The organism is Brevibacillus gelatini (assembly GCF_050920745.1).
GTDB classification, from domain to species: Bacteria; Bacillota; Bacilli; order Brevibacillales; family Brevibacillaceae; genus Brevibacillus; species Brevibacillus gelatini.
In genome coordinates, this window is sequence record NZ_CP154342.1 from 1,907,204 (window position 1) to 1,931,087 (window position 23,884).

Genomic DNA, 23,884 nt, shown 5'->3' on the forward strand with positions numbered 1-23,884 from the left:
GTACACTAATGGTATCGACGTTTAAGAAGGAGGCTTTTTCTCCATGGCTGCAACCATTCTCCAAGGAAAAGAAGTGGCAAAAAGCATTCGCGAAGAGCTCGCGAGCGAAGTGGCAGAACTGAAAAAACAAGGCATTGTTCCTGGTTTGACCGTTGTGCTTGTGGGGGATGATCCCGCATCGCATTCATATGTACGTGGAAAATCAAAAGGCTGCGAAGAAGTGGGCATCCACTCCGAACTGATCCTCAAGGAAGCTTCGACGACAGAGGAAGAACTGCTCGCCATTATCCACGAATTGAACGAAAATCCGAACGTTCATGGGATTTTGGTTCAACTTCCTCTGCCGGAACATATTTCAGAGAAGGCAGTCATTGCGGCGATTCATCCGGAAAAGGATGTGGACGGCTTCCATCCGATCAGCGTAGGCAACATGGTGCTGGGCAATGAGACGATGCTGCCTTGCACTCCGCATGGTGTCATCGAGCTGATTAAGCGGACAGGAACGGACATCGCAGGCAAGCACGCTGTCGTCATCGGGCGCAGCAATATTGTCGGCAAGCCTGTATCCCTTTTGCTGCAACAGGAAAACGCTACGGTGACCATGTGTCACTCGCGGACGCAAAACCTGGAAGAGCACACGAGAAAGGCAGATATTCTCGTGGTGGCGGCAGGCCGTGCGCACATGATCGGCAAGGAGCACGTAAAGCCGGGAGCGGTAGTGATCGACGTCGGGGTAAACCGGATCGAGAGCGGGAAGCTGGTCGGAGACGTCAAGTTCGACGAAGTGCAAGAAGTCGCCAGCTTTTTGACTCCGGTACCAGGCGGTGTCGGTCCGATGACGATTACGATGCTGCTGAAAAACACGGTCATGGCGGCACGCAAGCAAGCGCAACTGTAGAAGAAACTTCGCAAGGAATGGATAGGGCCTGTGCTTTATCCATTCCTTTTTGCATCGGAACAAACAAGAGACTGAAAGGAGGAAGCGTGGATGGCAGCCCCCAACATTTTGTCTGTCAGCGATCTCAACCGTTACATCAAGCTCGTGCTGGAACGAGAGACGAATTTGCAGGACGTCTGGGTGCGAGGGGAAATCTCCAACTTTACGCACCATTCCAGCGGCCATATGTATTTTACCTTGAAGGACAAGGCGTCGCGGATCAAAGTCGTGATGTTTGCCAGCTACAACCGTTTCCTGCGCTTTTTGCCCAAGGACGGGACGAAGGCAATCGTGCGCGGCTCCATTTCGGCCTACGAACGCGATGGTGCCTATCAGCTCTATGCAAAAGAGATGCAGCCGGACGGGCTTGGCTCGCTCTACCTGGCTTTTGAACAGCTCAAGGAAAAGCTCGCCCGGGAAGGTCTGTTCGCCGCAGAGCGAAAGCGCGTCCTCCCGCGTTTCCCAAAGCGGGTAGGGGTGGTGACCTCTCCGACCGGAGCGGCCATTCGCGATATTTGCACGACGATCCGCAGGCGATACCCGCAGGCAGAGATTGTGCTGTCGCCAGCAGTCGTACAAGGAACGGAGGCTCCTGCTTCCATCGTCTCGGCGATTCGCATCATCAACCAGCAGCCTGACATTGACGTATTGATCGTCGGTCGGGGCGGCGGCTCGATTGAAGAGTTGTGGGCCTTCAACGACGAAAGCGTAGCGCGAGCGATTGCCGCGTCGAAGATTCCGGTTATTTCGGCGGTGGGTCATGAGACAGACGTTACGATTGCCGATTTTGTGGCCGATGTCCGTGCGGCGACGCCAACGGCTGCGGCCGAGCTGGCCGTGCCGCACTACCTGGAATGGGTGGAGCGGGTTCGCCAACTGGACATTCGCATGCAAAGAGCGGTGCGCAATCAGTTGGCAGAGGAGCGTGCCCGACTGGACCGCCTCGTCAATTCGTATGCGATGCGACAGCCGCAGCGGCGGCTGGAGGAAGCGGCAGAGCGGCTGGATCGGACTTTTTTGCGGATGCGCCAGGCGATGAAGCACCTGATGGAGCGCAGGCGCGAGCGCTACACGCGGTTGGACGAGCAGATCAAGCGGTATCGGCTGGCGGATCAGGTCAGCGAACGGCGTAAAGCAGTCGCGACGACTCGCTCCCGGCTGGACGAGCGGATGCTGGCGCAGCTCAACCAAAAACGCCTGGCTTTTGCCTCGCGTGTCGCCACATTGGAAGCGCTCAGTCCGCTTGCGGTCATGAAGCGCGGGTTTTCGCTTGTGTACACGGGTGACAAGCTTGTAAAATCGGTGGAACAATTTGCCCCTGGTGATGAGATCGTGGTACGATTAAGTGATGGCAGTGCCACTGCACGAGTGGAACAGTTGAATCGGGAGGAGAAGCGCAATGGCTCGCAAGAAAACGGACCAAGAGACTGACATGCAGTTCGAAGAAGCGATGAAGCGGCTGGAAGAAGTTGTAAGCAAACTCGAAGAAGGAGACATCCCGCTGGAGGAAGCGATTACGCTGTATCAGGAAGGGGTAACACTCTCGCGGATTTGCGGACAGAAGCTCGATGCCATTGAAGCCAAAATCATTCAACTGGTGGAAGAAGACGGGCAGTTGAAGCAGAAGGCTTTTCGCGTGGAAGGGGAATAAAGACATCGTGGCTACATTCCAACAGTATTTGGCGGAAAAAACATCTTACATTGAACAGCATCTTTTGCCTGCGCTGGAGCAAGAAGGCGTCCCGGCCCAGTTGTACGAATCCATGAAGTATTCGCTCATGGCAGGCGGAAAAAGACTGCGTCCCATGCTCGTCCTCGCTGTGCTCGAAGCACTGGGCAAGCCGATTGAGCGCGGGGTACCGTTCGCGGTTGCCCTGGAGATGATTCATACATACTCGTTGATTCACGACGACCTGCCCGCTATGGACGACGACGATTTGCGGCGCGGCAAGCCGACGAATCACAAAGTGTTCGGGGAGGCGACGGCGATTCTCGCGGGAGACGCGCTTTTGACGCGGGCGTTTGCTTACATCGCGGAGGCTTACCAGGAGCGCTCCGATGTGACGCCAGCCACGACTGTCAAGCTGATTGCCGAACTGGGCAAACGGGCGGGCGCGACAGGGATGGTCGGCGGACAGATGGCAGACATCGAGGGAGAGAGCAAGCAGCTTGACCTCGGGCAGCTAGAGTTCATCCATCGTCACAAGACAGGCGATCTGCTGGTGGCAGCATTGCGCGGCGGCGGCTATTTGGCGGAAGCGAGTGAAGCGCAGATGGACGCGCTGACCCGCTACGGGGTCTGCATCGGACTTGCTTTTCAAATCCAGGACGACATCCTCAATGTGGAAGGGGATGCAGCCGAGCTGGGGAAAGCCGTTGGCAGCGATGCGGACCGGAAAAAGGCGACTTACCCGTCCCTGCTTGGACTTTCGGAGTCCAAAGACAGACTGACGGCTTTGATCGCAGAAGCGAAAGCTGCCCTGGCAGATGCGGGAATCGAGCATTCCGCATTAAGCCCGCTGGCAGATTACGTGCAAAACCGGACCAAGTAACAAAAAGCTGGCATCCGCATGGAGATGCCAGCTTTTTTGCTTCTATGCCCAGTTTACAAACGTTTGTCGTCCACGCTGTTCAGCCACGCCTCGATGTCACCGATGACCGACTGGATGCTGCCCTCTTCAAAAGGAGAATGCAGCTTCGCGACTTTGACCAGCTCGGTAAACGACTTGCTGCCGCCCTCGCGACAGAGCGTCAGGTAGTCGGCCCACGCCTGTCCCGGATTTTCCTGGGCTCGCTTCCAGAACTGGAAGGCGCAAATTTGCGCCAGCGTGTAGTCGATGTAGTAGAACGGATCGCGGAAAATGTGCGGTTGCTGCTGCCAGAAACCGCCTTGTTCCAAAAACTCGTTTTCGTCGTAATTGCGGTATGGCAAATATTTGCGCTCGATCTCGCGCCAGGTGCGCTTTCGCTCGGCCGGAGTCATGTCCGGATTTTCATAGACCGCATGCTGGAACTCATCGACGGCGACGCCGTACGGGATGAACAGGATCGCACCGCTCAAGTGCGAGAACTTGTATTTGTCTGTGTCCTCCTGGAAAAACAGCTCCATCCACGGCCAGGTCAAAAACTCCATGCTCATCGAGTGGATCTCACATGCTTCGAAGGTCGGGAAGTGGTACTCCGGCACGGCAAAGTCGCGGCTGACGTACACCTGGAAGGCGTGCCCCGCCTCGTGGGTCAAAACGTCGATGTCGCCGGAGGTTCCGTTGAAGTTGGCGAAGATGTAGGGGAGCTTGTACTTGCTCATATACGTGCAGTAGCCGCCTGTCGCTTTGCCTTTCTTGCTCAGCAAATCGAGGCATTCGTTTTCGAGCATGAAGCGGAAAAACTCATCGGTTTCCGGAGAAAGCTGCGCGTACATTTTCTTGCCGTTTTCCACAATCCAGTCCGGTGAGCCTTTTGGTGTCGGATTACCCGTAGCGAAGTGAAAAGCCAAATCGTAATACTTCATAGTTTCGACACCGATCCGCTCGCGTTGCCGCTCAACCAGCCTGGTAGCGACCGGAACTATCTGCTCCTCGACCTGGCGGCGGAAGCTGGCGACCATATCGGCATTGTAGTCGGTGCGGTTCAGCCGGGCGTAGGCCAGCTCCACAAAGCTGTTGAAGCCGAGCTTCCTCGCGATGCGGGTCCGCACCTTGACCAGACTGTCGTAGATGCTGTCCAGTTGCTCCGAGTGCTGGCGCAGGAAATCGTACTTGGCTTCGTTCGCCTTTTTGCGCATGTGCCTGTCCGTTGAAGTCTGGAACGGGAGCAATTGCGGCAGCGTGCGCTCTTCGCCTTCGAACATGATTTTCGCAGAGGCAATCAAGGCGACGTACTGGCTCGTCAGGCGGTTTTCTTCCTGCAAATCGGCGACAACCTCCGGGGAGAAGGTGCGAAGCGTTGTTTCAGCAATGCGGAAAAGCTGGGGACCCCATTTTTGCTCCAACTGGGAACGGAAAGGAGAGCGGACGATTGCCTCGTAGTAGCGGGAGATGATACCTTGATACACTGGGCCGGCCTCGTCCCAATAGTCTTGCTCTTCCTTGTAAAAGGGGTCCTCCGTATTGATCGTGTGGCGAATTTGCGCTACTTCCCGCGCGGATTCCACCTCTTGCCGCAGTTCGTTCAACCGGGCCATCACCTGGTCTTGCTCCTCAAAGCTTGCCGCCTGTTGAAACGCTTCCAACAAGCTTGTGAACCGCTTCTCGACGTCTGTCATGTCAACGCGTATGTACGGTATTTCCGAGAATTTCACGAGGTTCCACCTCTTTTTTCAGAATGGAATGATCCATTTTATTTTACCAGAAGTTAGCAGTCGTTGCGTACAAGATTGCGAGTGCGGATCAAAAGTGGTGTTTTTATCAAGAAACCGTTATAATGAATCAAGTTGAAATTAGCGGAGTATAGGCTTCTAGCCACACGAAGAAGCCCAGTTTTCCATGTGGTGGATTGAATTGCAGCATGCACAATCGCCGGAGAACGAACAGTGGAAAGTGAGGAATACGAATGCTGCTTACTACCATAAATGATCCTCAAGACCTGAAAAAGTGCAATTCGCATGAGCTGCAAACGCTAGCATCCGAAATCAGGCAGTTTCTGGTCGAGACGCTCTCGAAAACAGGGGGACATCTGGCGCCGAATTTGGGCGTTGTCGAGCTGACGCTTGCATTGCACTACGTGTTTGAAAGCCCAAAGGACAAGCTGATTTGGGATGTCGGACACCAGGCTTACGTACATAAAATGCTGACAGGACGCCGGGATATGTTCCCTACGCTGCGCCAGTACAAAGGGCTGTGCGGCTTCCCCAAGATGAACGAGAGCCCGCATGACGTCTGGGAAACCGGACACAGCAGCACATCTTTGTCCGCTGCGATGGGAATGGCGACTGCCCGCGATCTGAAAAAGGAAAAAAACCACGTCGTGGCGATCATCGGAGACGGGGCACTCACAGGCGGCATGGCGCTGGAAGCGTTGAACCACATCGGTCACGAACGCAAAAACGTGATTGTCGTGTTGAACGACAACGAGATGTCGATCGCGCCAAACGTGGGCGCTTTGCATAACTACCTGGGCAAAATCCGTTCGACGGAAAACTACCAGTGGGCCAAGGACGAGCTCGAAGGACTGCTCAAGGCGATTCCGGCTGTAGGCGGCAAGCTGGCCTCGTTTGCCGAACGCTTCAAGGACAGCATGAAGTATTTGCTCGTATCCGGCGTTCTATTCGAGGAGTTGGGCTTCACCTACATCGGTCCGATTGACGGACACAACACGGAGCTGTTGATCGATACGCTCAAAACGGCGAAGCAGACAAAAGGTCCGGTGCTGATTCACGCCATTACAAAAAAAGGCAAAGGCTACCCTCCGGCCGAGGCGGACTCGGTGAAGTGGCACGGGATCGGCACGTACAAAATCGAATCCGGCGATACGCCGAAGTCGGCTCCGACCTATACGTCCATCTTTGCGGAAACGATGATTGAGCTTGCGGCCGAGGACAAGTCGCTGGTCGCCGTGACGCCAGCCATGCCGGCGGGCTCCGGCCTGATTCCGTTTGGGCAAAAATATCCGGACCGTCTGTTTGACGTCGGGATTGCCGAGCAGCACGCTTGTACCTTTGCGGCTGGCCTTGCGACACAAGGCTTGAAGCCGGTGCTTGCGATTTACTCGACGTTTTTGCAGCGGGCGTACGACCAGTTGATTCACGATGTAGCGAGACAAAAGCTGAACGTCGTGTTTGCCGTCGACCGGGCAGGGCTCGTCGGCGCGGACGGGGAAACCCATCAGGGTATGTACGACATCGCGTTCATGCGCATCATCCCGAACATGGTCATCATGGCGCCAAAGGACGAAAACGAGCTGCGCCACATGATGAAAACGGCGATGGCCTACAACGAAGGGCCGATCTCCTACCGCTATCCGCGCTTGCCGGCGCGCGGCGTGCCGCTGGATCGGGAGTTGCAAGTGCTGCCTATCGGCAAGGCGGAAATCGTCCGCGAAGGAAAACAGGTGGCGATCCTCTCCTTTGGGCATGTCTTTGAACTCGCAGAGCAGGCAGTCAACCAGCTGAATGCGGAAGGCATCAGGCCGATGCTCGTAAACGCCCGCTTCTGCAAGCCGCTCGATGAGGAACTGTTGTTCAGGCTGGCGAAGGAAGGCTACGACATCGTCACAGTCGAGGAAGGCTGTGAGCTGGGCGGATTCGGCAGCGCCGTCCTTGAATTTTACAACCGCGCGGGCTACCACGATATTAACGTACAGGTTGTCGCCGTTCCGGATTATTTTGTCGAGCATGGCAGTGTAAAAGAACAGCGTCAAGAGGTCGGGCTGACTGCGGAGAACATCGCTTCCCGGGTACGCGCCTTGATGCCGTTGTCGAAGGGTGTACTGGAAGCATGAGTGTGAGAAAAGAACGAATCGACGTACTGCTCGTCGAACGAGGATTTTTTGAAACAAGAGAAAAAGCGAAGGCAGCCGTCATGGCCGGACTCGTTCAGGTGGCGGGCGAGCGCTGCGACAAGCCAGGCACCAAGTTTGCCGAGGACGTCGCGATTACGGTCAAGGGTGAGGTTCATCCATACGTCAGCCGCGGCGGACTGAAGCTGGAAAAAGCGTTGAAAGTGTTTGACATCGACTTGCACGACAAGGTGATGATGGACATCGGGGCGTCGACAGGCGGTTTTACCGACTGCGCCCTGCAAAACGGCGCCCGCCTCGTCTACGCCATTGACGTCGGCTACGGACAGCTCGCATGGAGTCTGCGCCAGGATGAACGGGTCGTCGTCATGGAGCGGACGAACTTCCGGCATATGGACCCGGATGCTTTTGCAGGGGAGCGCCCGGACGCTGCTTCCATTGATGTTTCCTTTATCTCGCTGCGCCTGATTTTGCCCGTCCTGTACCGCTTCTTGAAGGAAGACGGCGACGTGGTAGCGCTGGTCAAGCCGCAGTTTGAGGCAGGCAAGGACAAGGTCGGAAAAAACGGGATTGTACGGGAGCCGGAAATTCATGAAGCGGTGCTCACAGACATCGGGCAATTCGCGAGCGGCCTTGGATTTGCGCTGAAAGGATTGGACTTTTCACCGATTACCGGTGGAGAAGGCAATATTGAGTTCGTCATGCATGTGGCAAAAAGCGAAGGCGGCCTGGACGCAGAAGCATGGCTGAAGCTCGTGGGCGAGGTTGTCTCGCAGGCCCATGCCAAACTGAAATAGGACAAAAAACAGAAGCCTCGGGCGATTTGTTGCAAACGAGGCTTTTTATTTATGCATGAAAAGTTGTATACTTGTATAAGGATTTCCAACCAACCAGTTTGGGGTGGACCATGTGAAGAAGATAGGAATTATTGCAAACAAAGGAAAGCCTGAGGCACGGATTGTGGCGCGGGAGCTTGTCTACCTGTTGGAAGCACGGGGAGCGCATGTCTTTCTGGAGGAAACAATTGCCCTGGATCTGGGACGCGCGGAACTTGGCGCTTCCATCGGGGAAATCGGCCGCCACGCTGATCTGGTATGCGTGCTCGGCGGCGACGGCACGCTGCTCAGCATCGCCCGCAAGCTCGCCGGACAATCCATCCCCATTTTCGGGATCAATCTGGGCACGCTCGGCTTTTTGTCAGAGGCCGAACCGGAGCACTTGCCTCACGCCGTAGATAATCTGCTTTCCGGAAAGTACAATATCGAGGAGCGCACCATGCTGGAAGCGTCATTAGTCCGCAAAGGCAGCACGCTCGGTACATATACCGCGATGAATGACATCGGCATCGCCAAAGGCTCGTTCTGCCGGATCATTCAATGCGCCGTTTACGCGGATGATGAATATGTAGCTACCTTCAACGGAGACGGGGTCATCGTATCGAGTCCGACCGGATCAACCGCCTACTCGCTGTCGGCAGGCGGACCGATTGTGGCGCCGAATGTGGATATGCTATTACTGACTCCGGTGGCGCCGCACTCGCTGACGGCGCGGCCGATGGTGTTGTCGGGCAATCAGACGATTCGCGTAGAGGTCGATGCCATCCACCAGGAGATGGGATTGTCCATCGACGGCCAGTTCGGTTATCGGCTGGAGGGCGGCGATCAAATCTACGTCAAAAAGTCTCCGTACGTCACGCCGCTCATCAAGTGGAAAAAGGGCAGCTTTTTTGAAGCAATTCGCACGAAACTACAAGGGGAATGGGAGTAATCCATATGAACAAGGGGCAACGACATATCCGTATTCGGGAGATCATCAGCAATCAAGAGGTGGAAACCCAGGATGAACTGGTGGAGCGTCTGCGCGCCGCAGGATTTAATGTTACGCAGGCGACCGTATCCCGAGACATCAAGGAATTGCATCTGGTCAAGGTGCCACTCCCTGATGGGCGATATAAATATTCCATGCCTGTTGAACAAAAATTCAATCCACTACAAAAGCTCAAACGGATGCTGGTCGACTCGTTTGTCAGCATCGACCAGGCCGACCACTTCATCGTGTTGAAAACACTTTCCGGCCACGCCAATGCTGTAGCGGAGCTGATCGACAACCTGCCTTGGGAAGAGATCATGGGGACGATCAGCGGGGACAACACGATCCTGATTATTTGCCGCTCCAAGGAAAATACAGCAGAAGTTACCAAGCGTTTTATGGAAATGCTGTAGAGGTGGGCGCAACAGATGCTAGTGGAACTCTCTATCCGTAATTTTGCCATTATCAAATCGGTCACAGTCTCCTTTCAGCGAGGTTTGAATATCCTCACGGGGGAAACGGGTGCCGGTAAATCGATCATCATCGACGCCCTTGGGCTGCTTCTGGGCGGACGCGCTTCCGCAGATTTTGTCCGCTATGGCGAACAGCGCGCAGAGGTGGAAGGGCTGTTCGAATTGCCCCCTGGTCATCCTGCGCTTGCGGTGTGTGCCAATGTGGGGGTACAGGTCGAGCAGGATGGCATGCTCGTCGTCCGGCGCGACATTTCCAACCAGGGCAAAAGCATTATCCGTCTGAACGGGCAGATGGTGACGCTTGCCATGCTGCGCGAGCTGGGGCCGTGGCTGGTCACCGTACATGGACAGCACGACACGCATATGCTGATGCAGGCGGACAAGCATATCAACTGGCTGGACGCCTACGGAGAAGCTGCGCTTGGTGCGGCAAAAGAAGAGTACGGCAAGCTGTACGCTGCGTACCGGAAAACGAAGCAGGACCTCGAACGGATGGCCAAAAACGAGCGTGAGCTGGTACAGCGCATCGACCTTTTGCAATACCAGCTGGACGAAATCGAAGCGGCGGCGCTCTCGCCAGGCGAGGACGAGAAGCTGATGCAGCAGCGCAAAAAGTGGATGAACATTGAGAAGGTTTACGCGGCCGTTCAGGATGCGTACCACTCGCTGCACGGCGATCAAAAAGGCATGGACTGGCTCGGACATGCGATGAGCGAGCTGGAGCGCGGTGTTGCGTACGAGGAGCAGTTGGCTCCGCTTCTGGAGACGGTGCAGACGGCGTATTACCAGATGGAAGACGTCGTGCATAAGCTGCGTCAGCTCTCCTACCACCTCGACTTTGAGCCGGAGCAGCTCGCAGAAGTCGAGCGCAGGCTCGATCAAATCCAGTCGTTGAAGCGCAAGTACGGAAAAAGCGTGGATGACATTCTGGAATACGCCGCCACGATTTCCGACGAGTTGGACGAGATGCACCATTACGAGGATCGGCTGCAACAGGTGGAAAAGCGGCTGCAGGAGCTGGCGGCAGACTTGGCTGTGGAGGCGCTGGAGCTGTCCGTCATTCGCCAGGAGTGTGCGACAAAGCTCGCCCGCGAGATCGAGCAGCAGCTAAAAGAGCTGCATATGGAGCGGGCTCGCTTCGCCATTGACGTGCGCCAGACCCCTGACGAGGATGGGGTAGAAATCGAAGGAATCAAGCGGCACGTTGATGCGAACGGCATGGACCAGATCGAGTTTTTGATTTCCCCGAACCCGGGCGAGCCATTGCGTCCGCTCGCCAGGATCGCTTCCGGCGGGGAGTTGTCGCGGGTGATGCTTGCGATCAAAACGATTCTCGCCGGAACCGACCAGGTGGAAACGCTGATTTTTGACGAGGTCGATACCGGGGTGAGCGGAAGAGCGGCGCAGGCGATTGCCGAAAAGCTGGCCCGTGTCGCCCAGAAGCGGCAAGTTTTGTGCATTACGCACTTGCCGCAAGTGGCGTCCATGGCCGATGCGCATTTTCTCATTAAAAAGGAAATGAGCGAGCACGAGACAAAAACCGTCGTGACCATTCTCTCCGAGGAAGAGCGGGTAAAAGAACTCGCCCGCATGCTCAGCGGAGCCGAAGTAACGGCGAAAACAGAAGAACACGCGCGCGAGATGATTATCCTCGGCCGCGAACGAAAGGCTGTCAACTGACCACGGTTGGCAGTCTTTTTTTTGCAGCAAAAAAGTTTGCAAAGACGCTGGCAGGTGAGGGATTTTCCTGACATAATCCGCTTGGCTGGAGGCAACATTAAAAGTACACAAGGTGGAGGTGTCTCTTTGTAGGTGTAGGTAGGGAACGGTAGGAGTGATTGCTGGTGATCCGACAAAACAAAAGAAAATGGATGGGAAGTCTCCTTCTCCTCATCACGGCGCTTGTCGTGAGTTCCACCCCGTTTCGCGATCTGTCCTCCTTTCCCCGTGAATTGCGTTTGATGGAAGGGTCCCTTGAGCAGCTTCGGGTCTCCGTGCCGGTGATGGGCACGCTAATCAATAGCAATCCTGACATTTTGCACGTCAACGGGACAGAAGCGCGTGAAGTATCCGTTGATTTGAGTCAGCCGATGTCGGTAGAACCACGCAAGGCTGGCGAAGCCGAACTGCAAGTAAAATGGCGAAACATTCCGCTGACGGCTGTCAAAGTAAATGTGTTGCCGGACCTGCGCCTGTACCCTGGTGGGCAATCAATCGGGGTCAAGCTGCAAACGGCGGGTGTTCTCGTTGTCGGTCATCACCTCGTGGACAATGGCAAAAGCAAGGCTTCCCCAGGCGAACAGGCCGGCATTCACGTTGGTGACATGATTGTCAAAATGAACGATCTGTACATCAATGACATGAATGATGTGAAGAAGCTGGTTAACGAAGCCGGAAAAAAGAATAGCCCGTTGCAGCTGCTCGTCGTGCGCGGGAAAGAGAAGCTGAATCTGACGCTCCATCCCGTCAAGGACCAAAAAGACGGGGAATACCGGATGGGACTGTACATTCGCGATTCCGCCGCTGGCGTAGGCACCCTGACCTTTTTCGATCCCCACTCAAAAGCGTACGGCGCGCTGGGACACGTCATTTCCGATGTCGATACGGGCCAGGCCATTGTGGTAGGAGATGGCCAGATCGTCCAGGCCAGTGTGACCTCGATTGAAAAAGGCCAGAGCGGCAATCCGGGAGAAAAATTCGCCCGCTTTTACAACGAAAGCGAAGTGCTGGGAAACATCACCAAAAACACACCGTTTGGCATCTTCGGCAAAATGAAAGAAGAGCCGAAGCGCAGCTACTACCGTGAGCCGCTACCCGTAGCGCTCGCCGAGCAGGTCGTGGAAGGCCCGGCGAAAATCCTCACCGTCGTCGAAGGACAAAAGGTGGAGGAATTCGATATTGAGATCGCCAACGTCATCAAGCAGCATTTTCCCGCGACAAAAGGAATGATTATCAAGGTGACGGACAAACGCCTTCTGGAAAAGACAGGCGGCATCGTCCAGGGAATGAGCGGGAGCCCCATCATTCAAAACGGAAAGATTGTCGGCGCCGTCACCCATGTGTTTGTCAACGACCCGACATCGGGCTATGGCTGCTACATTGAATGGATGCTGCAGGATGCTGGCGTGCAGGTGCGCGGTACGCCACAGTCGAATGCCAAAGCCGGGCAGGTTGCCTGAATACGAAGAGACGAGCCGTCACGCAGCCGAAGCGAGGCGGCTTTTTTCCATGTCGTGTTGTGCACATACCAGGTTGCATGCGTCTCCATAAGCATAACCTTCCACCGGACCAACCTCAGCTTGCATGGGGAAATCATGGAAGCTTTTGACGAAATGAACGAAAGATATGGAAATTCTTTGTCGAAATATCGGTTAAATCATTCAATCTTTCGTCATTGGCAGGAAAGAATTTGGCTTTGTCGAATTATTTTTCTCAGAGAAAAAGATGGTATGGACTTCCCGGTTGTAGAAATGGAAACCTCAAGAACGCCACCTTCTTTCCAAAAGACCGTCCATTGTTAGGAGGAACGACTTTGAGCAAGATTGAAGTGTTGTTGGCAGATGATAACAGAGAGTTTGTGAGCCTGTTGGAAGAGTATATCAACAGCCAGTATGACATGAACGTCATCGGTGTAGCGTACAACGGCAATGAAGTTGTGCGATTGCTGCAGGAACGGGTACCCGATGTACTGATTCTGGACATCATTATGCCTCACCTGGATGGACTCGCCGTCCTGGAGCAGATCCAGGCCATGCGCCTTAGTCCCCAGCCCAAAATCATTATGCTGACGGCATTCGGACAGGAAGAGATTACGAAAAAAGCGGTGGAACTGGGAGCAGCCTACTACATTCTCAAGCCGTTTGACATGGAAATCCTTGCCCAGCGCATCCGGCAAATCATCACGACAAAACCAGCCTCTTCCTTTGTCACCAATACGGTCAAGCCGCAGTCGACCATGCAAGTGCGTGGTCGCAACCTGGACGCAAGCATCACCAGCATCATCCACGAGATCGGTGTGCCTGCCCACATCAAAGGCTATTTGTATTTGCGCGAAGCCATCACAATGGTCTACAACGACGTCGAACTGCTCGGCTCGATCACCAAAGTGCTGTACCCGGACATCGCCAAAAAGTTCAACACCACCGCAAGCCGCGTAGAGCGGGCCATCCGCCACGCCATCGAGGTCGCCTGGTCCCGCGGAAATCTCGATTCCATCTCCAGCCTGTTTGGATACACCATTTCCAATACGAAGGCAAAACCGACCAACTCCGAGTTCATCGCGATGGTCGCGGACAAGTTGCGGATTGAGGCGAAAATTAGTTGAGAGTAGGCAGGAAAAGGGGTTGTACTAATTGCGATAAGTGACAACCTCTCTTTTTACGCGATCCATAATTAATCGATTCCCTCATTGGATAGAAAAATGGGGGAATTTTTTTATGACCGAATAAATCGCAGGTTGCTCAAAGAGCAGCGAAAATGTACCCCCATCCAAAGGAGTGGAACACCTCGTAAAAATAAAAGAAAATTTGGATGCCTTGGATTTAGGTGGAGGCCTGCCACTGGGAACAGGAAAAGAGGAAGTGTTCAAGAAACTGAACAAAAGTGAAGCCGATCTTGTCAATCATGTATACCTGAAACTTGATAATGGTTTCGTTTACAGAATTTCAAAAGGATCGAAGGCAATCTCACCAGACCCGGAGAAGGAGCAAATTACAACGATTGTTGCAAATATGGAACCTGTCACGCAAGAAGAGATCGAATCTGTATTTGGTGAAGAGTACGATTCGTTAACCATTGATAAAAATGTAACGTTAACCTACCGGTACAAAAAGTCAGACAAGAAAAATCTTTTACTCATCTTTATGGGGAATCAGGAAAGCGACCATTTTACCTCGTCTTCCTTGCAGTACGAGCCTATACGGGAGAATTTGGACGGTCAAAAAAAATAAAAGGCAACAAGGAATACCAATAACCTGGATGCCGGGTTGCCAACACCAAGCTGGAAAGATGGTATAATATGACTATTCATGGATGGTAAATATTTCACCAAAATCCTGCATGCACTAAATTTTCAAGGGGAATGGCTTATGTCTTTCTTTAAACAATTATTCGGTCAAAAAAGGACAATAAAGAGTCCGATTTTCGTTAAGGAGTTTTCAAAGGACAATCGTCAACTCGCTGCTTTGCAAGAACTTTTGCAAAAAGTGGTAGATGGAGAAAAGAAGGATAACATAGAGCGAGATATAAAACTTTTGAAGTATGGCTTGGATGGCGAAAATAATGTTTATTTCGAGTTAAAAAATTCATTTTTACCAATTTTATGTCTGCATGACGTTCGAATCGCGTATAACGATTACGTTGCGCAGTTGGATTTCGTCGTCATTTCTCATAAATTCATCTGTTTGTTGGAAACAAAAAAATTAAGTGGAAATATTTCCATTGATCGAGAAGGAAACTTCGTGAGAATCATGAAAACGAAGGACGGCAAAGAATATAGGGAAGGATTTTATAGTCCTATTACGCAAACCATGAGGCATGTTGATATTATAAAACATAGTTTGTTAAACGAAATGAAGTTTGATAAATTGCCAATCTACTCGCTCGTCGTAATGGCAAATGCCAAAACGATCGTCAACAAATACAATTGTCCAGCCGAGATCGAAAATGTAATTATCAAGTACGATCAGATCAAGGCTACGCTGGAAAGGTTCTTGAATGACAGGACCAATACATATGATTTATCTGAAAAGCACATGTACGATCTTGCAAATAGGCTGGTTGCCTTGCACTCTCCGATTGAAATGGATTTGATGGCGAAGTACAGACTTTCGCTCGACGATTTTTCCAAAAAACCGGAGGAGCAGCTGCGTGAAGAATTGAAGGCGTATCGACTGCAGACTTCGAGAGCGGAGAAGATCAAGGCGTATTATATTTTCAACAACAATGAAATGGAGGACTTGATTGCAAAGTATCCGCGAACGGAAGAAGAGTTGTTAAACGTCAAAGGATTTGGAAAAGCCAAGGTAGAAAAATATGGGGGGCAAATACTGAGTATCTTCAATAATTCATGACTTCCAGGCAAGCCCCCCACACCAAAGTGCTCCGCTCGCTTGAACGATGCCAATATGTATGTACAATAGAAAACATACTCCTAACAAAAAGCGAAGAAGGTGTTGCACCATGCGCAATCTGGATGAAATTCTCGCATTTAACCGTCAATTTGTAGCGAATCGCGAATATGAAAAATACAAAACAACCAAGTTTCCCGACAAGCGCCTGGTTGTTCTCTCCTGTATGGACACACGCCTGGAAGAGCTGTTGCCCAAGGCGATGAACATGCGCAACGGCGACATCAAGCACGTCAAAAGCGCCGGAGCCATCGTATCCCACCCTTTTGGCAGTATCATGCGCAGTATTCTCGTGGCGATTTATGAACTGAATGCCGAAGAAGTGATGGTCGTCGGCCATTACGACTGCGGGATGAGTGCGATCGACAGCAGACGGACCATGGTGAAGATGCAGGAAAAAGGCATTTCGGCCGAGACCTTTACCATTCTTCAGCACGCGGGGATCAATCTGAACAAATGGCTCCATGGTTTCGACTGCGTGGAGGAAAGTGTGCGGAAAAGTGTGGAGACGATCAAGAAGCATCCATTGTTGCCCTCTTACGTCGACGTTCACGGTCTGCTGATTGATCCCGAAACAGGACGCCTGGACGTCGTCGTAAACGGCTACGAGCGAACGGATGCAAGCGAATGATCCAAAGCTTGTCACAATCTCACGCCGGGCCTTTTTACGCCGTTCGATGAAGTGGGTGGGGGGATTGGTAGGGCTCGGCGTTGTGGCGTGTACGTACGGCTATGCATGGGAGCGCACCGCGCTGCAGATTGAGCGGGTGTCGCTTTCCCTGCCGCGACTTCCGAACAGCTTCGCCGACTGCAAGCTGGTACAGTTCAGCGACGTCCACCTGGGGCACTTTTTCAAACCAGAACAACTGCAAGGCGTTCTCGACCTGATTCAAAATGAGCAGCCGGATTTGATCTGTTTTACGGGCGATATTGTGGACCTGGAGACACAGTCGTTTTCCGCGGCGATTCCCATGCTGGCAAAGCTGGAAGCGCCGCTTGGAAAATTTGCAGTGCTCGGCAACCACGACTACCGGGCAGGCCAGCAGCATGCGATTCGCCAAGGCTGGGCTGCTGCTGGCTTTGCGGTGCTGGACAACCGCCATGTGGCGCTCGGCAAAAATGGCGACAGTCTGTACATCGCCGGAATCGACGATGCGCTGATGGGCGTGCCTGATCTGCCAAAAGCGCTGGCCGGGATTCCCGAAGGGGCGAGCGTCATCCTGTTGGCGCACGAACCGGATTTTGCCGAGGAAGCTGCTCGCTATCCTGTCGATTTGCAATTGTCCGGGCACAGCCACGGCGGACAGGTGCGGCTGCCGCTTGTCGGGCACGTCCTGACGCCAAAGCTGGCGACGAAATACGTCAAAGGCTTGTACCACGCAGGCGACAGCCAAATGCCGGTTTACGTGAACAGGGGACTGGGGACGACGATTTTGCCTGTCCGGTTTTTGTGCAGACCAGAATTGACCGTCTTCACCTTGCATCAATAATGATCCTTGATCCATTGGACGAATTGCTGGAACGCGTCGTCCTCTTTTTTTTGCTGCAAATAGGCGATAAGCGTGGGTCGCTGCAGCGTGCCTGCTGCAATGTCGTGGGCGACGAGCCTGCCTTCCGAAAGCTCGCGTAAGATCGTCCGCTCCGGCAGCATCGTGATGCCGAGCTGGCGCTCCACCATTTTTTTGACCGCGCTAAAACTGTCCAGCTCCATGATGACGTTGGGAAACACACCGTTTCGCGCGAGAAAACGATCGATGCGCTGGCGGTAGGGAGCGGTATGATTGCCGAACAAAATCATTTCCTGCGTCCCCCAGCCGGAAAAGCCCGGAAAGTGGCTGGCCCATGGATGCTCCGGCGACATGACGAGCAAGATTCGGTCGCTCGGCAAAAATTCCTGGTGGATGTGCGGATGGTATATCTCACTGCCGAGAAAGGCGACATCGGCGGTGCCAGTTAACAAGGCGCTGAGCGATTCCTCGTACAACGTCGAGCGGACGTAACAGGTAAAGCCGGGATTCGCCTGGCGATATTCGCCGATCAGGCGAGGCAGCTCATAGGCGACAAACGCTTTTCCGGCTACGATTGTCATGGATTTTACCTGTTCCTTTTGCTCCAGAAACGAACGCATCTGCTCGACGATGCTCGCTGCGACAGGCAGCAGTCGGCGTCCCTCACCCGTCAGGCTCACACCGGAGGCGGTCCGCACAAACAGAGGACTGCCTATTTGCCGCTCCAACTGCTTGAGTCGATGTGTCAGGGTAGATTGGGCGAGAAACAGCGCCTGCGCAGCACGATTGATTGATCCGTGGTGGGCGATGGTCAAAAAAATTTCCAGGCTCTCTTTTTCCACAAGGAACCCTCCTATTCAAAAACTCGATAACTCGTTATCCGTATTCTATAACAACGGCAACAAAAATTGGCATAAAATACGAGCAGGAGGTGGGAGCATGGACAAAAATCTGGAGGTAAAGCAGGCCGTGCAGCAGCAATTCGGGAAAAATGCACAGGAGTATGTGCAGAGCAAGACGCACGCGCAAGGAACGGATTTGCCGCTGTTGGTCGAGTGGCTTTCGCCGCAAAAAAGCTGGAAGGTGCTCGACATCGCCACGGGAGGTGGACATGTTGCCCGTACATTGGCGCCGCTGGTTTCACTTGTCGTCGCGACCGACCTGACGCGCCCCATGCTGGCGGCGGCAGCAGAGGCGAACCAAAAAGAGACGAACATTTTGTATGTCCAGGCGGACGCAGAAGCACTGCCGTTTTTGTCCGAGTCGTTTGATCTGGTCACTTGCCGAATTGCGGCGCACCATTTTCCCGATCCTGCTGCGTTTGTCCGTGAGGCAAGCCGCGTGCTGCGTCCGGGCGGATGGTATCTGTTTATCGACAACGTAGCGCCCGAGGAAAAGCAGCTCGCCGACTTTGTGAATCTGGTAGAAAAGCGGCGCGACCCAAGCCATGTGCGCTGTCTGTCGGTGAGCGAGTGGAGAGAGCTGCACGCGGCCCATGATTTGCAGGAGCGCCAAGAGCGGCTGCGGAAAAAACAGTTTGCCTTTTTGCCGTGGGTACAGCGGACGTCGGAATCGCCGGAGCAGGAGCAGGCTGTCGAGCGGTTGCTGTTGGATGCGACCGATGAGCAGCAAGGCTATCTGGGCGTGAAAATCGAGCAGGGCAGAGTCGTGGCGCACCAGATCGATGAGTGGATGGTTATGTGCCAGAAAAAAGGAGGAAATGACGATGAACACAAAATTTGAATGGGTAGGACTGGATCACGTTCAATTGGCCGCACCGCCAGGAGCAGAGGAAGAGGCACGGCGCTTTTTCACGGGTTTGCTCGGCATGCCGGAAGTGCCCAAGCCGGAAAAGCTGCGGGCGCGCGGCGGCGCTTGGTTCCGCTGCGGCGCACAACTGATTCACCTTGGCATCGAACAGGGCTTCATCCCGGCGAAAAAAGCACATCCAGCCTTTGTCGTGCAAAATATCGAGGCGCTGATCGCGCATTTGCAAAAAGCGGGTGTACCGATTCGCATCGATGACGAAATCCCCGGGATCGTTCGTTTCTTTACGGAAGATCCGTTTGGAAACCGCCTGGAGTTTATGGAGGCGAAGTAGCATGAAAATGGATTTTCACGCCAACGAAAACGCAGAAAGTTACACAGGTAGAGAAGCGGACGACACATGGGCGCGCACCATGCTGTCTGTCGTCGATCCGCGAGGGAAGCGCGTGGTCGACATCGGCTGCGGAGGCGGTATCTACAGCAAGGCGTGGGCGAAGCTCGGAGCCGCCAGCGTAACCGGAGTCGATTTTTCCAGTGCGATGCTCAAAACAGCGCAGAAGCAATGCGCAGATGAGCCGCGTATCTCATTCGTGCAGGGCGACGCTTTACAAACCGGACTGCCTGACGCATGCGCTGATATTATCTTTGCCCGGGCGCTCATTCACCATCTCGAGGATCTGAACGGATTTTTTGCCGAAGGAAAACGGCTCCTTGCACCTGGCGGCATTTGTATCATCCAGGATCGAACAATCGACGACTGCGCTGTTCCCGCGTCAAAAACGCATCTGCGCGGCTATTTCTTCGAACAGTTTCCGCGGTTGCTGGCCGTCGAGGCCAAACGCAGGCCGGAAGACCGGATGGTTCAGGCAGCGATGCAGCAGGCAGGACTTGCGGACATCAGGCTGCTGTCGCTCTGGGAGGTCAGGCGCGTCTACGGAAACCTCGCTGAACTGGCAGATGATCTGCGCTCGCGGAAAGGGCGGTCTTTGCTCCACGAGCTTGCGGACGAAGAGCTGGAGCAGTTGGTGGACACCATTTGCCAAAAATTTTCCGGACAGGAAACGATCAGCGAGCAAGATCGCTGGAGCATATGGATAGGCAGGCACGTTTGAGGCACAATAAAAGAAAGCGTAAATGTGAATTTGTTTGTCACAAATTTGGATATGCTTGTCTCTTAATACACGAGGATATATAATAATATTGCCATTGTATTTTCGGTTAGCGTCATCATGGTGAAGGAGTTGTCGTACATGAAGATTGTTTTGTTTGATATTTTGATGTTCGTCTTCACGTTTTTCATCGCTTGGGGCTGTATTAATTCGTTCAAGGCAAAAAACAAGTTTGCGATCGGATTTGGCTTGATTGCGTTGCTGGTTTTCCTGTTTGCTGACGGTTTGATTATTTACTACATAACAAAGGGAGCCTAATTCACAAGGCGATCCGTCCGGCCGAAAAGAGGTTGTGCGATTTTTTGCACAGCCTCTTTTTTGCATGCTCCAAGGAAATTTTTAGCATACTATGCGTGGAGGTGGAAAAGATGGGCAAGCGAAAACGTCTCGATTTTCTTACCTATACGGGAGTGATTGCTGCTGACCGCAAAACGAAGCAGCTTTGCAAACGGCTCCACCCCCACCATATCGCCATCATCGATCATCCGGATGTGGATGAGATGGCGGCCCGGTCTTTACTGGAAGCGGGGGCAAAGGTGGTTGTGAACCTGTCCCCTTTCATGACCGGTCAGTATCCGGCTGAAGGGGCGCGGCTCCTGCTGAAAGCGGGCGTCGCTTTGTACGAGGCAGCCTCTCCTTTGGCTGAACCGTCCGCAATAGATGCGTGGAACGGGCAGTTTGCCGCCGTCCGGGATGACAGCCTGTACCTGAAACGAAATGCACAATGGGAGCTTGCCCTGACGCTTGTGCCCGTATCGCTGGAGGCGATTCTCGAAAAGTGGGCCGAAGCACAAAGCAGGCTGGATGAGACGCTCTCCCTATTCATTGATAACACGCTCATGTACGCCAATAAAGAGAAAGACTTGTTTTTAAAGCCACTCTATCCCATGCCGCTGCGAACCAGACTCGAAAAACGGCATGTCGTCGTCGTCGTCCGCGGCAAACATTACAAGGAAGATTTGCAGACGCTTTCCTCCTACATACGCGAATGCCAACCCGTGCTCATCGGGGTCGACGGGGGAGCAGACGCTCTTTTGCAGGCGGGGTACAAGCCTGACCTCATCGTCGGGGACATGGACAGCATCTCGGACAGGGCGCTGAAGTGCGGGGCGGAAATCGTCGTTCACGCCTTTGTCGACGGGACTGCTCCCGGAAAAGCCAGAGTCGAGCAGCTAGGGGTGGCTCATCACGTCCTGCCTGCGCCCGGCACGAGCGAAGATGTGGCCATGCTGCTTGCCTATGAGAAAAAAGCCGAGCTGATCGTGACAATCGGCGCCCATACGAACATGATTGACTTTCTGGAAAAGGGGCGCAAAGGGATGGCCAGTACGTTGCTGGTCCGCACGAAGATCGGGCCCAGACTGATTGATGCCAAAGGAGTCAGCCAGCTCTATCAGCCGACTGGCTCCTGGAAGCTGTGGGGCTGGTGCATGGCGGCGATGCTGTTGCCTGTCACGGCCGTGCTGATGATTCATCCCATCGCCCGTTATGCGGCGCAAATGCTCTGGACGCAATGGCGGACCTGGGCTTTTTAAGGAGGCGCTATGATTTCGTTTCGTTATCACCTGATTACGTTGGCGGCCGTCTTTGTGGCGCTCGGCGTCGGCATCCTGCTGGGCGGGACGGTGGGCCATCCGTGGTTTTCCAAAGGAGCGCAGGAAATTTTGGCGAAAATGGAGGCCAAATATGACCGGGCGCTGAAAAGCAACCACGATTTGAAAAAAGAGATCAATCGACTGCTTCGGGAAGTGGAGCAGAGCAATCAGGAAGTCGTCCATATGATGGCGATGCGCTACGGCAATGACCTCGCAGGAAAAAAGGTGTACGTCTGGCAGGATGCAGACAAGGAAGCGAAGCAAATTACCCGCCTGATGCACGCCGTGGGCATCCATGTCATCCGGTACGAAGGGGGCGGAACCTGGGAGGACGGCTTGCTGCTTGTGGTCGCGGGCCAGCTGCCGCTATGGCTGGAACAACGGGCGGACGCAGGAAAATGGCTTTGGATCGAGCAGGAGCCGGATTCGTTGGCCAAGCAGTGGGCCTTGCTGGAAAAGGTGCAGCAAGAAATGACAGAAATGAGGGTCGGGCGTGAAAAAAGTTAGCGTCATCATTCCTGCCTACAATGAAGCGGACGCGATCGGAGCGACGCTGCGGGCGATTCGGGAACGCCTTTTTTGCCACGAGCTGATTGTCGTCGACGATGGCAGCGAGGATGCGACCGCTCATTTGGCAAAAGACTGGGCTGATCTCGTCATTCGCTTGCCGCGCAACCGGGGCAAGGGAGCTGCCGTCCAGATCGGCTGGCAGCGTTCGAGCGGGGATGTGGTTATGCTGCTCGACGGCGATTTGCGCGAGAGTGCGGGGGAAGCCGGGCATCTGCTTGCGCCTGTGCTTGCGGATGCGTGTGATATGGCAATCGCGATCCTGCCACCCCCTAAGCAAAAAGCCGGAATGGGGCTGGCAAAAGGGCTGGCCCAGCGAGGGATCAAGTGGCTGACAGGCTTTGAAGCCCGCGCGCCTTTGTCCGGCCAGAGGGCGATTCGCCGCGATCTCTTGCAAAAACTGGGGAAAATAGACAGGGGCTTCGGCATTGAGGTGGGGCTTACCGTAGATGCCCTGCGTGCCGGCTACCGCATCCGGGAGGTGCCCGTGCCGTTTTTGCATCGGGAAACGGGCAATGACTGGCGAGGCTATTCGCATCGCGGCAAGGAGTTTGTCGCCATTGGCCGGACATTGTGTACCAAGTGGTGGGAGGGTAAGCCGTGGATGCGCACACCATAATACAGGCTCTGCTCGTTGCACTCGGTTTGCCGCTCGTCCTGCAGCGTCCCCTGTTTGGCTTCTGCTCACGACTGATTGCCCAAAAAGGCATGAGCCGCCCCAATTATCGCGGCGAGCAGGTGCTGACGGCAGGTGGGCTGGTGCTTGTCGCGAGCATGGCCGTGACGGTGCTTGTTGAGCTGCTTCTGCTTGCACGGGCGAACGCTCCCCGTGAGCTGCTCCAGCACGGCCTGCTGCTTGTCTGTGGAATGGCGGCGATGGCTTGCTGGGGATGGATGGACGACAAGGCTGGGGACGCGATGACAAAAGGGTTTCGCGGCCACTTTGCCGCGCTGTTGCGCGAGGGGCGCGTGACGAGCGGGATGTGCAAGCTGTTTGGCGGGGGGATGACGGCTGTCGGCGTATCGCTGTTCGTATCCGTTGGCTTCTGGCCGTGGCTGGTCGCCTGCGGCTTGCTGGCGCTATCCCCGAACATCCTGAACCTGTTTGACTTAAGACCAGGCCGCGCGATCAAGGTGTTTTGGCTGCTCATCTCGCTTGCTGCCGCGCTCAGCGCTTTTGGGGCGAAAGCCGGGCAGTCGCTTGCTGTCTGGCTGTTTCTTTTGCCGCTTCTCGTCGCCACTGTGCTGTTTTTTCCATATGACGCAGGCGGCCGGATCATGCTCGGGGATACCGGGGCCAATACGCTTGGCTTTGCCATTGGCTATACATACGTGACGGTCGCGCCGATTTCGTGGCAAGCCGCCATCCTGTGCGGATTCGTCGCCATTCAGGTTGCAGCGGAGTTCGTGTCCTTTTCCCAGATCATCGAAAAAAAAGCGTGGCTCAGAAGGCTGGACGACTGGGGGAGATGAGG

General features: G+C 54.2%; 25 protein-coding genes. 23 read left to right on the plus strand and 2 right to left on the minus strand.

Annotated elements, in window-relative coordinates:
• The first annotated feature begins 43 nt into the window (after positions 1–43).
• The 4 genes from folD (at position 44) to AAFJ72_RS09485 (ending at position 3,489) form a co-directional block, all read left to right on the plus strand.
• A complete protein-coding gene (gene folD / locus AAFJ72_RS09470; RefSeq protein WP_122904111.1) occupies positions 44–898 on the plus strand; it encodes a bifunctional methylenetetrahydrofolate dehydrogenase/methenyltetrahydrofolate cyclohydrolase FolD in 855 nt (284 codons plus the stop codon).
• 90 nt (positions 899–988) lie between these two features.
• On the plus strand, positions 989–2,368 hold the full coding sequence (gene xseA / locus AAFJ72_RS09475; RefSeq protein WP_122904112.1) for an exodeoxyribonuclease VII large subunit: 1,380 nt from the start codon (positions 989–991) through the stop codon (positions 2,366–2,368).
• Positions 2,337–2,588: an exodeoxyribonuclease VII small subunit gene (gene xseB / locus AAFJ72_RS09480; RefSeq protein ID WP_432776889.1), complete on the plus strand. Its 252-nt coding sequence runs from the start codon at positions 2,337–2,339 to the stop codon at positions 2,586–2,588. The genes xseA and xseB overlap by 32 nt, the downstream gene beginning before the upstream one ends.
• Positions 2,589–2,595: 7 nt before the next feature.
• Complete coding sequence (locus tag AAFJ72_RS09485) at positions 2,596–3,489, plus strand: polyprenyl synthetase family protein (RefSeq protein WP_432776890.1); 894 nt, start codon at positions 2,596–2,598, stop codon at positions 3,487–3,489.
• Positions 3,490–3,542: 53 nt separating this feature from the next.
• Here AAFJ72_RS09485 and AAFJ72_RS09490 read toward each other — a convergent pair whose 3' ends face one another.
• Positions 3,543–5,237, minus strand: coding sequence for a M3 family oligoendopeptidase (locus AAFJ72_RS09490; RefSeq protein WP_432776891.1), 1,695 nt, complete (start codon positions 5,235–5,237; stop codon positions 3,543–3,545).
• A 251-nt stretch (positions 5,238–5,488) separates the two neighbouring features.
• Between AAFJ72_RS09490 and dxs the strand changes: the two genes are divergently transcribed.
• The 11 genes from dxs to AAFJ72_RS09545 all read left to right on the plus strand — a co-directional run bounded on the left by dxs (position 5,489) and on the right by AAFJ72_RS09545 (position 17,293).
• On the plus strand, positions 5,489–7,375 hold the full coding sequence (gene dxs, locus AAFJ72_RS09495) for a 1-deoxy-D-xylulose-5-phosphate synthase (protein ID WP_122904115.1): 1,887 nt from the start codon (positions 5,489–5,491) through the stop codon (positions 7,373–7,375).
• On the plus strand, positions 7,372–8,190 hold the full coding sequence (locus AAFJ72_RS09500) for a TlyA family RNA methyltransferase (RefSeq protein ID WP_432776892.1): 819 nt from the start codon (positions 7,372–7,374) through the stop codon (positions 8,188–8,190). Before dxs ends, AAFJ72_RS09500 begins: the two co-directional genes overlap by 4 nt.
• Before the next feature lie 112 nt (positions 8,191–8,302).
• The gene (locus AAFJ72_RS09505) at positions 8,303–9,160 is read left to right on the plus strand and encodes an NAD(+)/NADH kinase (RefSeq protein ID WP_122904117.1); all 858 of its coding nucleotides are present in this window, start codon (positions 8,303–8,305) and stop codon (positions 9,158–9,160) included.
• Positions 9,161–9,165: 5 nt separating this feature from the next.
• Complete coding sequence (ahrC, locus tag AAFJ72_RS09510) at positions 9,166–9,615, plus strand: transcriptional regulator AhrC/ArgR (protein ID WP_122904118.1); 450 nt, start codon at positions 9,166–9,168, stop codon at positions 9,613–9,615.
• 15 nt (positions 9,616–9,630) lie between these two features.
• Positions 9,631–11,355: a DNA repair protein RecN gene (gene recN / locus AAFJ72_RS09515; RefSeq protein WP_432776893.1), complete on the plus strand. Its 1,725-nt coding sequence runs from the start codon at positions 9,631–9,633 to the stop codon at positions 11,353–11,355.
• 164 nt (positions 11,356–11,519) lie between these two features.
• The gene (spoIVB, locus tag AAFJ72_RS09520; RefSeq protein ID WP_432776894.1) at positions 11,520–12,854 is read left to right on the plus strand and encodes a SpoIVB peptidase; all 1,335 of its coding nucleotides are present in this window, start codon (positions 11,520–11,522) and stop codon (positions 12,852–12,854) included.
• Between the two features lie 353 nt (positions 12,855–13,207).
• Positions 13,208–13,999 carry a sporulation transcription factor Spo0A gene (spo0A, locus tag AAFJ72_RS09525; RefSeq protein WP_122904121.1) on the plus strand — a complete coding sequence of 264 codons (792 nt, stop codon included), beginning with the start codon at positions 13,208–13,210 and terminating at the stop codon, positions 13,997–13,999.
• A 172-nt stretch (positions 14,000–14,171) separates the two neighbouring features.
• Complete coding sequence (locus AAFJ72_RS09530) at positions 14,172–14,624, plus strand: hypothetical protein (RefSeq protein WP_432776895.1); 453 nt, start codon at positions 14,172–14,174, stop codon at positions 14,622–14,624.
• Positions 14,625–14,762: 138 nt separating this feature from the next.
• On the plus strand, positions 14,763–15,746 hold the full coding sequence (locus AAFJ72_RS09535; protein WP_122904123.1) for an HRDC domain-containing protein: 984 nt from the start codon (positions 14,763–14,765) through the stop codon (positions 15,744–15,746).
• 109 nt (positions 15,747–15,855) lie between these two features.
• The gene (locus AAFJ72_RS09540; protein ID WP_122904124.1) at positions 15,856–16,434 is read left to right on the plus strand and encodes a beta-class carbonic anhydrase; all 579 of its coding nucleotides are present in this window, start codon (positions 15,856–15,858) and stop codon (positions 16,432–16,434) included.
• On the plus strand, positions 16,421–17,293 hold the full coding sequence (locus tag AAFJ72_RS09545) for a metallophosphoesterase (RefSeq protein WP_432776896.1): 873 nt from the start codon (positions 16,421–16,423) through the stop codon (positions 17,291–17,293). The genes AAFJ72_RS09540 and AAFJ72_RS09545 overlap by 14 nt, the downstream gene beginning before the upstream one ends.
• Here the strand turns inward: AAFJ72_RS09545 and AAFJ72_RS09550 are convergent.
• Positions 17,287–18,153 carry a LysR family transcriptional regulator gene (locus AAFJ72_RS09550; protein WP_432776897.1) on the minus strand — a complete coding sequence of 289 codons (867 nt, stop codon included), beginning with the start codon at positions 18,151–18,153 and terminating at the stop codon, positions 17,287–17,289. The genes AAFJ72_RS09545 and AAFJ72_RS09550 overlap by 7 nt on opposite strands.
• 97 nt (positions 18,154–18,250) lie before the next feature.
• Between AAFJ72_RS09550 and AAFJ72_RS09555 the strand changes: the two genes are divergently transcribed.
• The 8 genes from AAFJ72_RS09555 (at position 18,251) to AAFJ72_RS09590 (ending at position 23,882) form a co-directional block, all read left to right on the plus strand.
• On the plus strand, positions 18,251–19,054 hold the full coding sequence (locus tag AAFJ72_RS09555; RefSeq protein ID WP_432776898.1) for a class I SAM-dependent methyltransferase: 804 nt from the start codon (positions 18,251–18,253) through the stop codon (positions 19,052–19,054).
• Positions 19,038–19,412: a VOC family protein gene (locus AAFJ72_RS09560; protein WP_122904127.1), complete on the plus strand. Its 375-nt coding sequence runs from the start codon at positions 19,038–19,040 to the stop codon at positions 19,410–19,412. Before AAFJ72_RS09555 ends, AAFJ72_RS09560 begins: the two co-directional genes overlap by 17 nt.
• A 1-nt stretch (position 19,413) precedes the next feature.
• Positions 19,414–20,190, plus strand: coding sequence for a class I SAM-dependent methyltransferase (locus AAFJ72_RS09565; RefSeq protein WP_432776899.1), 777 nt, complete (start codon positions 19,414–19,416; stop codon positions 20,188–20,190).
• 138 nt (positions 20,191–20,328) lie between these two features.
• Positions 20,329–20,505, plus strand: coding sequence for a DUF2759 family protein (locus tag AAFJ72_RS09570; RefSeq protein WP_122904129.1), 177 nt, complete (start codon positions 20,329–20,331; stop codon positions 20,503–20,505).
• 110 nt (positions 20,506–20,615) lie between these two features.
• Positions 20,616–21,782: a putative cytokinetic ring protein SteA gene (gene steA / locus AAFJ72_RS09575; RefSeq protein WP_432776900.1), complete on the plus strand. Its 1,167-nt coding sequence runs from the start codon at positions 20,616–20,618 to the stop codon at positions 21,780–21,782.
• A 9-nt stretch (positions 21,783–21,791) separates the two neighbouring features.
• Complete coding sequence (locus AAFJ72_RS09580; RefSeq protein WP_432776901.1) at positions 21,792–22,349, plus strand: copper transporter; 558 nt, start codon at positions 21,792–21,794, stop codon at positions 22,347–22,349.
• The gene (locus AAFJ72_RS09585; RefSeq protein ID WP_432776902.1) at positions 22,336–23,028 is read left to right on the plus strand and encodes a glycosyltransferase family 2 protein; all 693 of its coding nucleotides are present in this window, start codon (positions 22,336–22,338) and stop codon (positions 23,026–23,028) included. The genes AAFJ72_RS09580 and AAFJ72_RS09585 overlap by 14 nt, the downstream gene beginning before the upstream one ends.
• A complete protein-coding gene (locus AAFJ72_RS09590; protein WP_432776903.1) occupies positions 23,010–23,882 on the plus strand; it encodes a UDP-N-acetylmuramyl pentapeptide phosphotransferase in 873 nt (290 codons plus the stop codon). Before AAFJ72_RS09585 ends, AAFJ72_RS09590 begins: the two co-directional genes overlap by 19 nt.
• The last annotated feature ends 2 nt before the right edge of the window (positions 23,883–23,884 follow it).

Bases quoted from the DNA above. Each gene is read 5' to 3' on its own strand.
- folD (WP_122904111.1), top strand. From the start codon at position 44: ATGGCTGCAACCATTCTCCAAGGAAAAGAAGTGGCAAAAAGCATTCGC.
- xseA (WP_122904112.1), top strand. From the start codon at position 989: ATGGCAGCCCCCAACATTTTGTCTGTCAGCGATCTCAACCGTTACATC.
- xseB (WP_432776889.1), top strand. From the start codon at position 2,337: ATGGCTCGCAAGAAAACGGACCAAGAGACTGACATGCAGTTCGAAGAA.
- dxs (WP_122904115.1), top strand. From the start codon at position 5,489: ATGCTGCTTACTACCATAAATGATCCTCAAGACCTGAAAAAGTGCAAT.
- AAFJ72_RS09500 (WP_432776892.1), top strand. From the start codon at position 7,372: ATGAGTGTGAGAAAAGAACGAATCGACGTACTGCTCGTCGAACGAGGA.
- ahrC (WP_122904118.1), top strand. From the start codon at position 9,166: ATGAACAAGGGGCAACGACATATCCGTATTCGGGAGATCATCAGCAAT.
- recN (WP_432776893.1), top strand. From the start codon at position 9,631: ATGCTAGTGGAACTCTCTATCCGTAATTTTGCCATTATCAAATCGGTC.
- AAFJ72_RS09535 (WP_122904123.1), top strand. From the start codon at position 14,763: ATGTCTTTCTTTAAACAATTATTCGGTCAAAAAAGGACAATAAAGAGT.
- AAFJ72_RS09540 (WP_122904124.1), top strand. From the start codon at position 15,856: ATGCGCAATCTGGATGAAATTCTCGCATTTAACCGTCAATTTGTAGCG.
- AAFJ72_RS09545 (WP_432776896.1), top strand. From the start codon at position 16,421: ATGCAAGCGAATGATCCAAAGCTTGTCACAATCTCACGCCGGGCCTTT.
- AAFJ72_RS09555 (WP_432776898.1), top strand. From the start codon at position 18,251: ATGGACAAAAATCTGGAGGTAAAGCAGGCCGTGCAGCAGCAATTCGGG.
- AAFJ72_RS09560 (WP_122904127.1), top strand. From the start codon at position 19,038: ATGAACACAAAATTTGAATGGGTAGGACTGGATCACGTTCAATTGGCC.
- AAFJ72_RS09565 (WP_432776899.1), top strand. From the start codon at position 19,414: ATGAAAATGGATTTTCACGCCAACGAAAACGCAGAAAGTTACACAGGT.
- AAFJ72_RS09570 (WP_122904129.1), top strand. From the start codon at position 20,329: ATGAAGATTGTTTTGTTTGATATTTTGATGTTCGTCTTCACGTTTTTC.
- steA (WP_432776900.1), top strand. From the start codon at position 20,616: ATGGGCAAGCGAAAACGTCTCGATTTTCTTACCTATACGGGAGTGATT.
- AAFJ72_RS09580 (WP_432776901.1), top strand. From the start codon at position 21,792: ATGATTTCGTTTCGTTATCACCTGATTACGTTGGCGGCCGTCTTTGTG.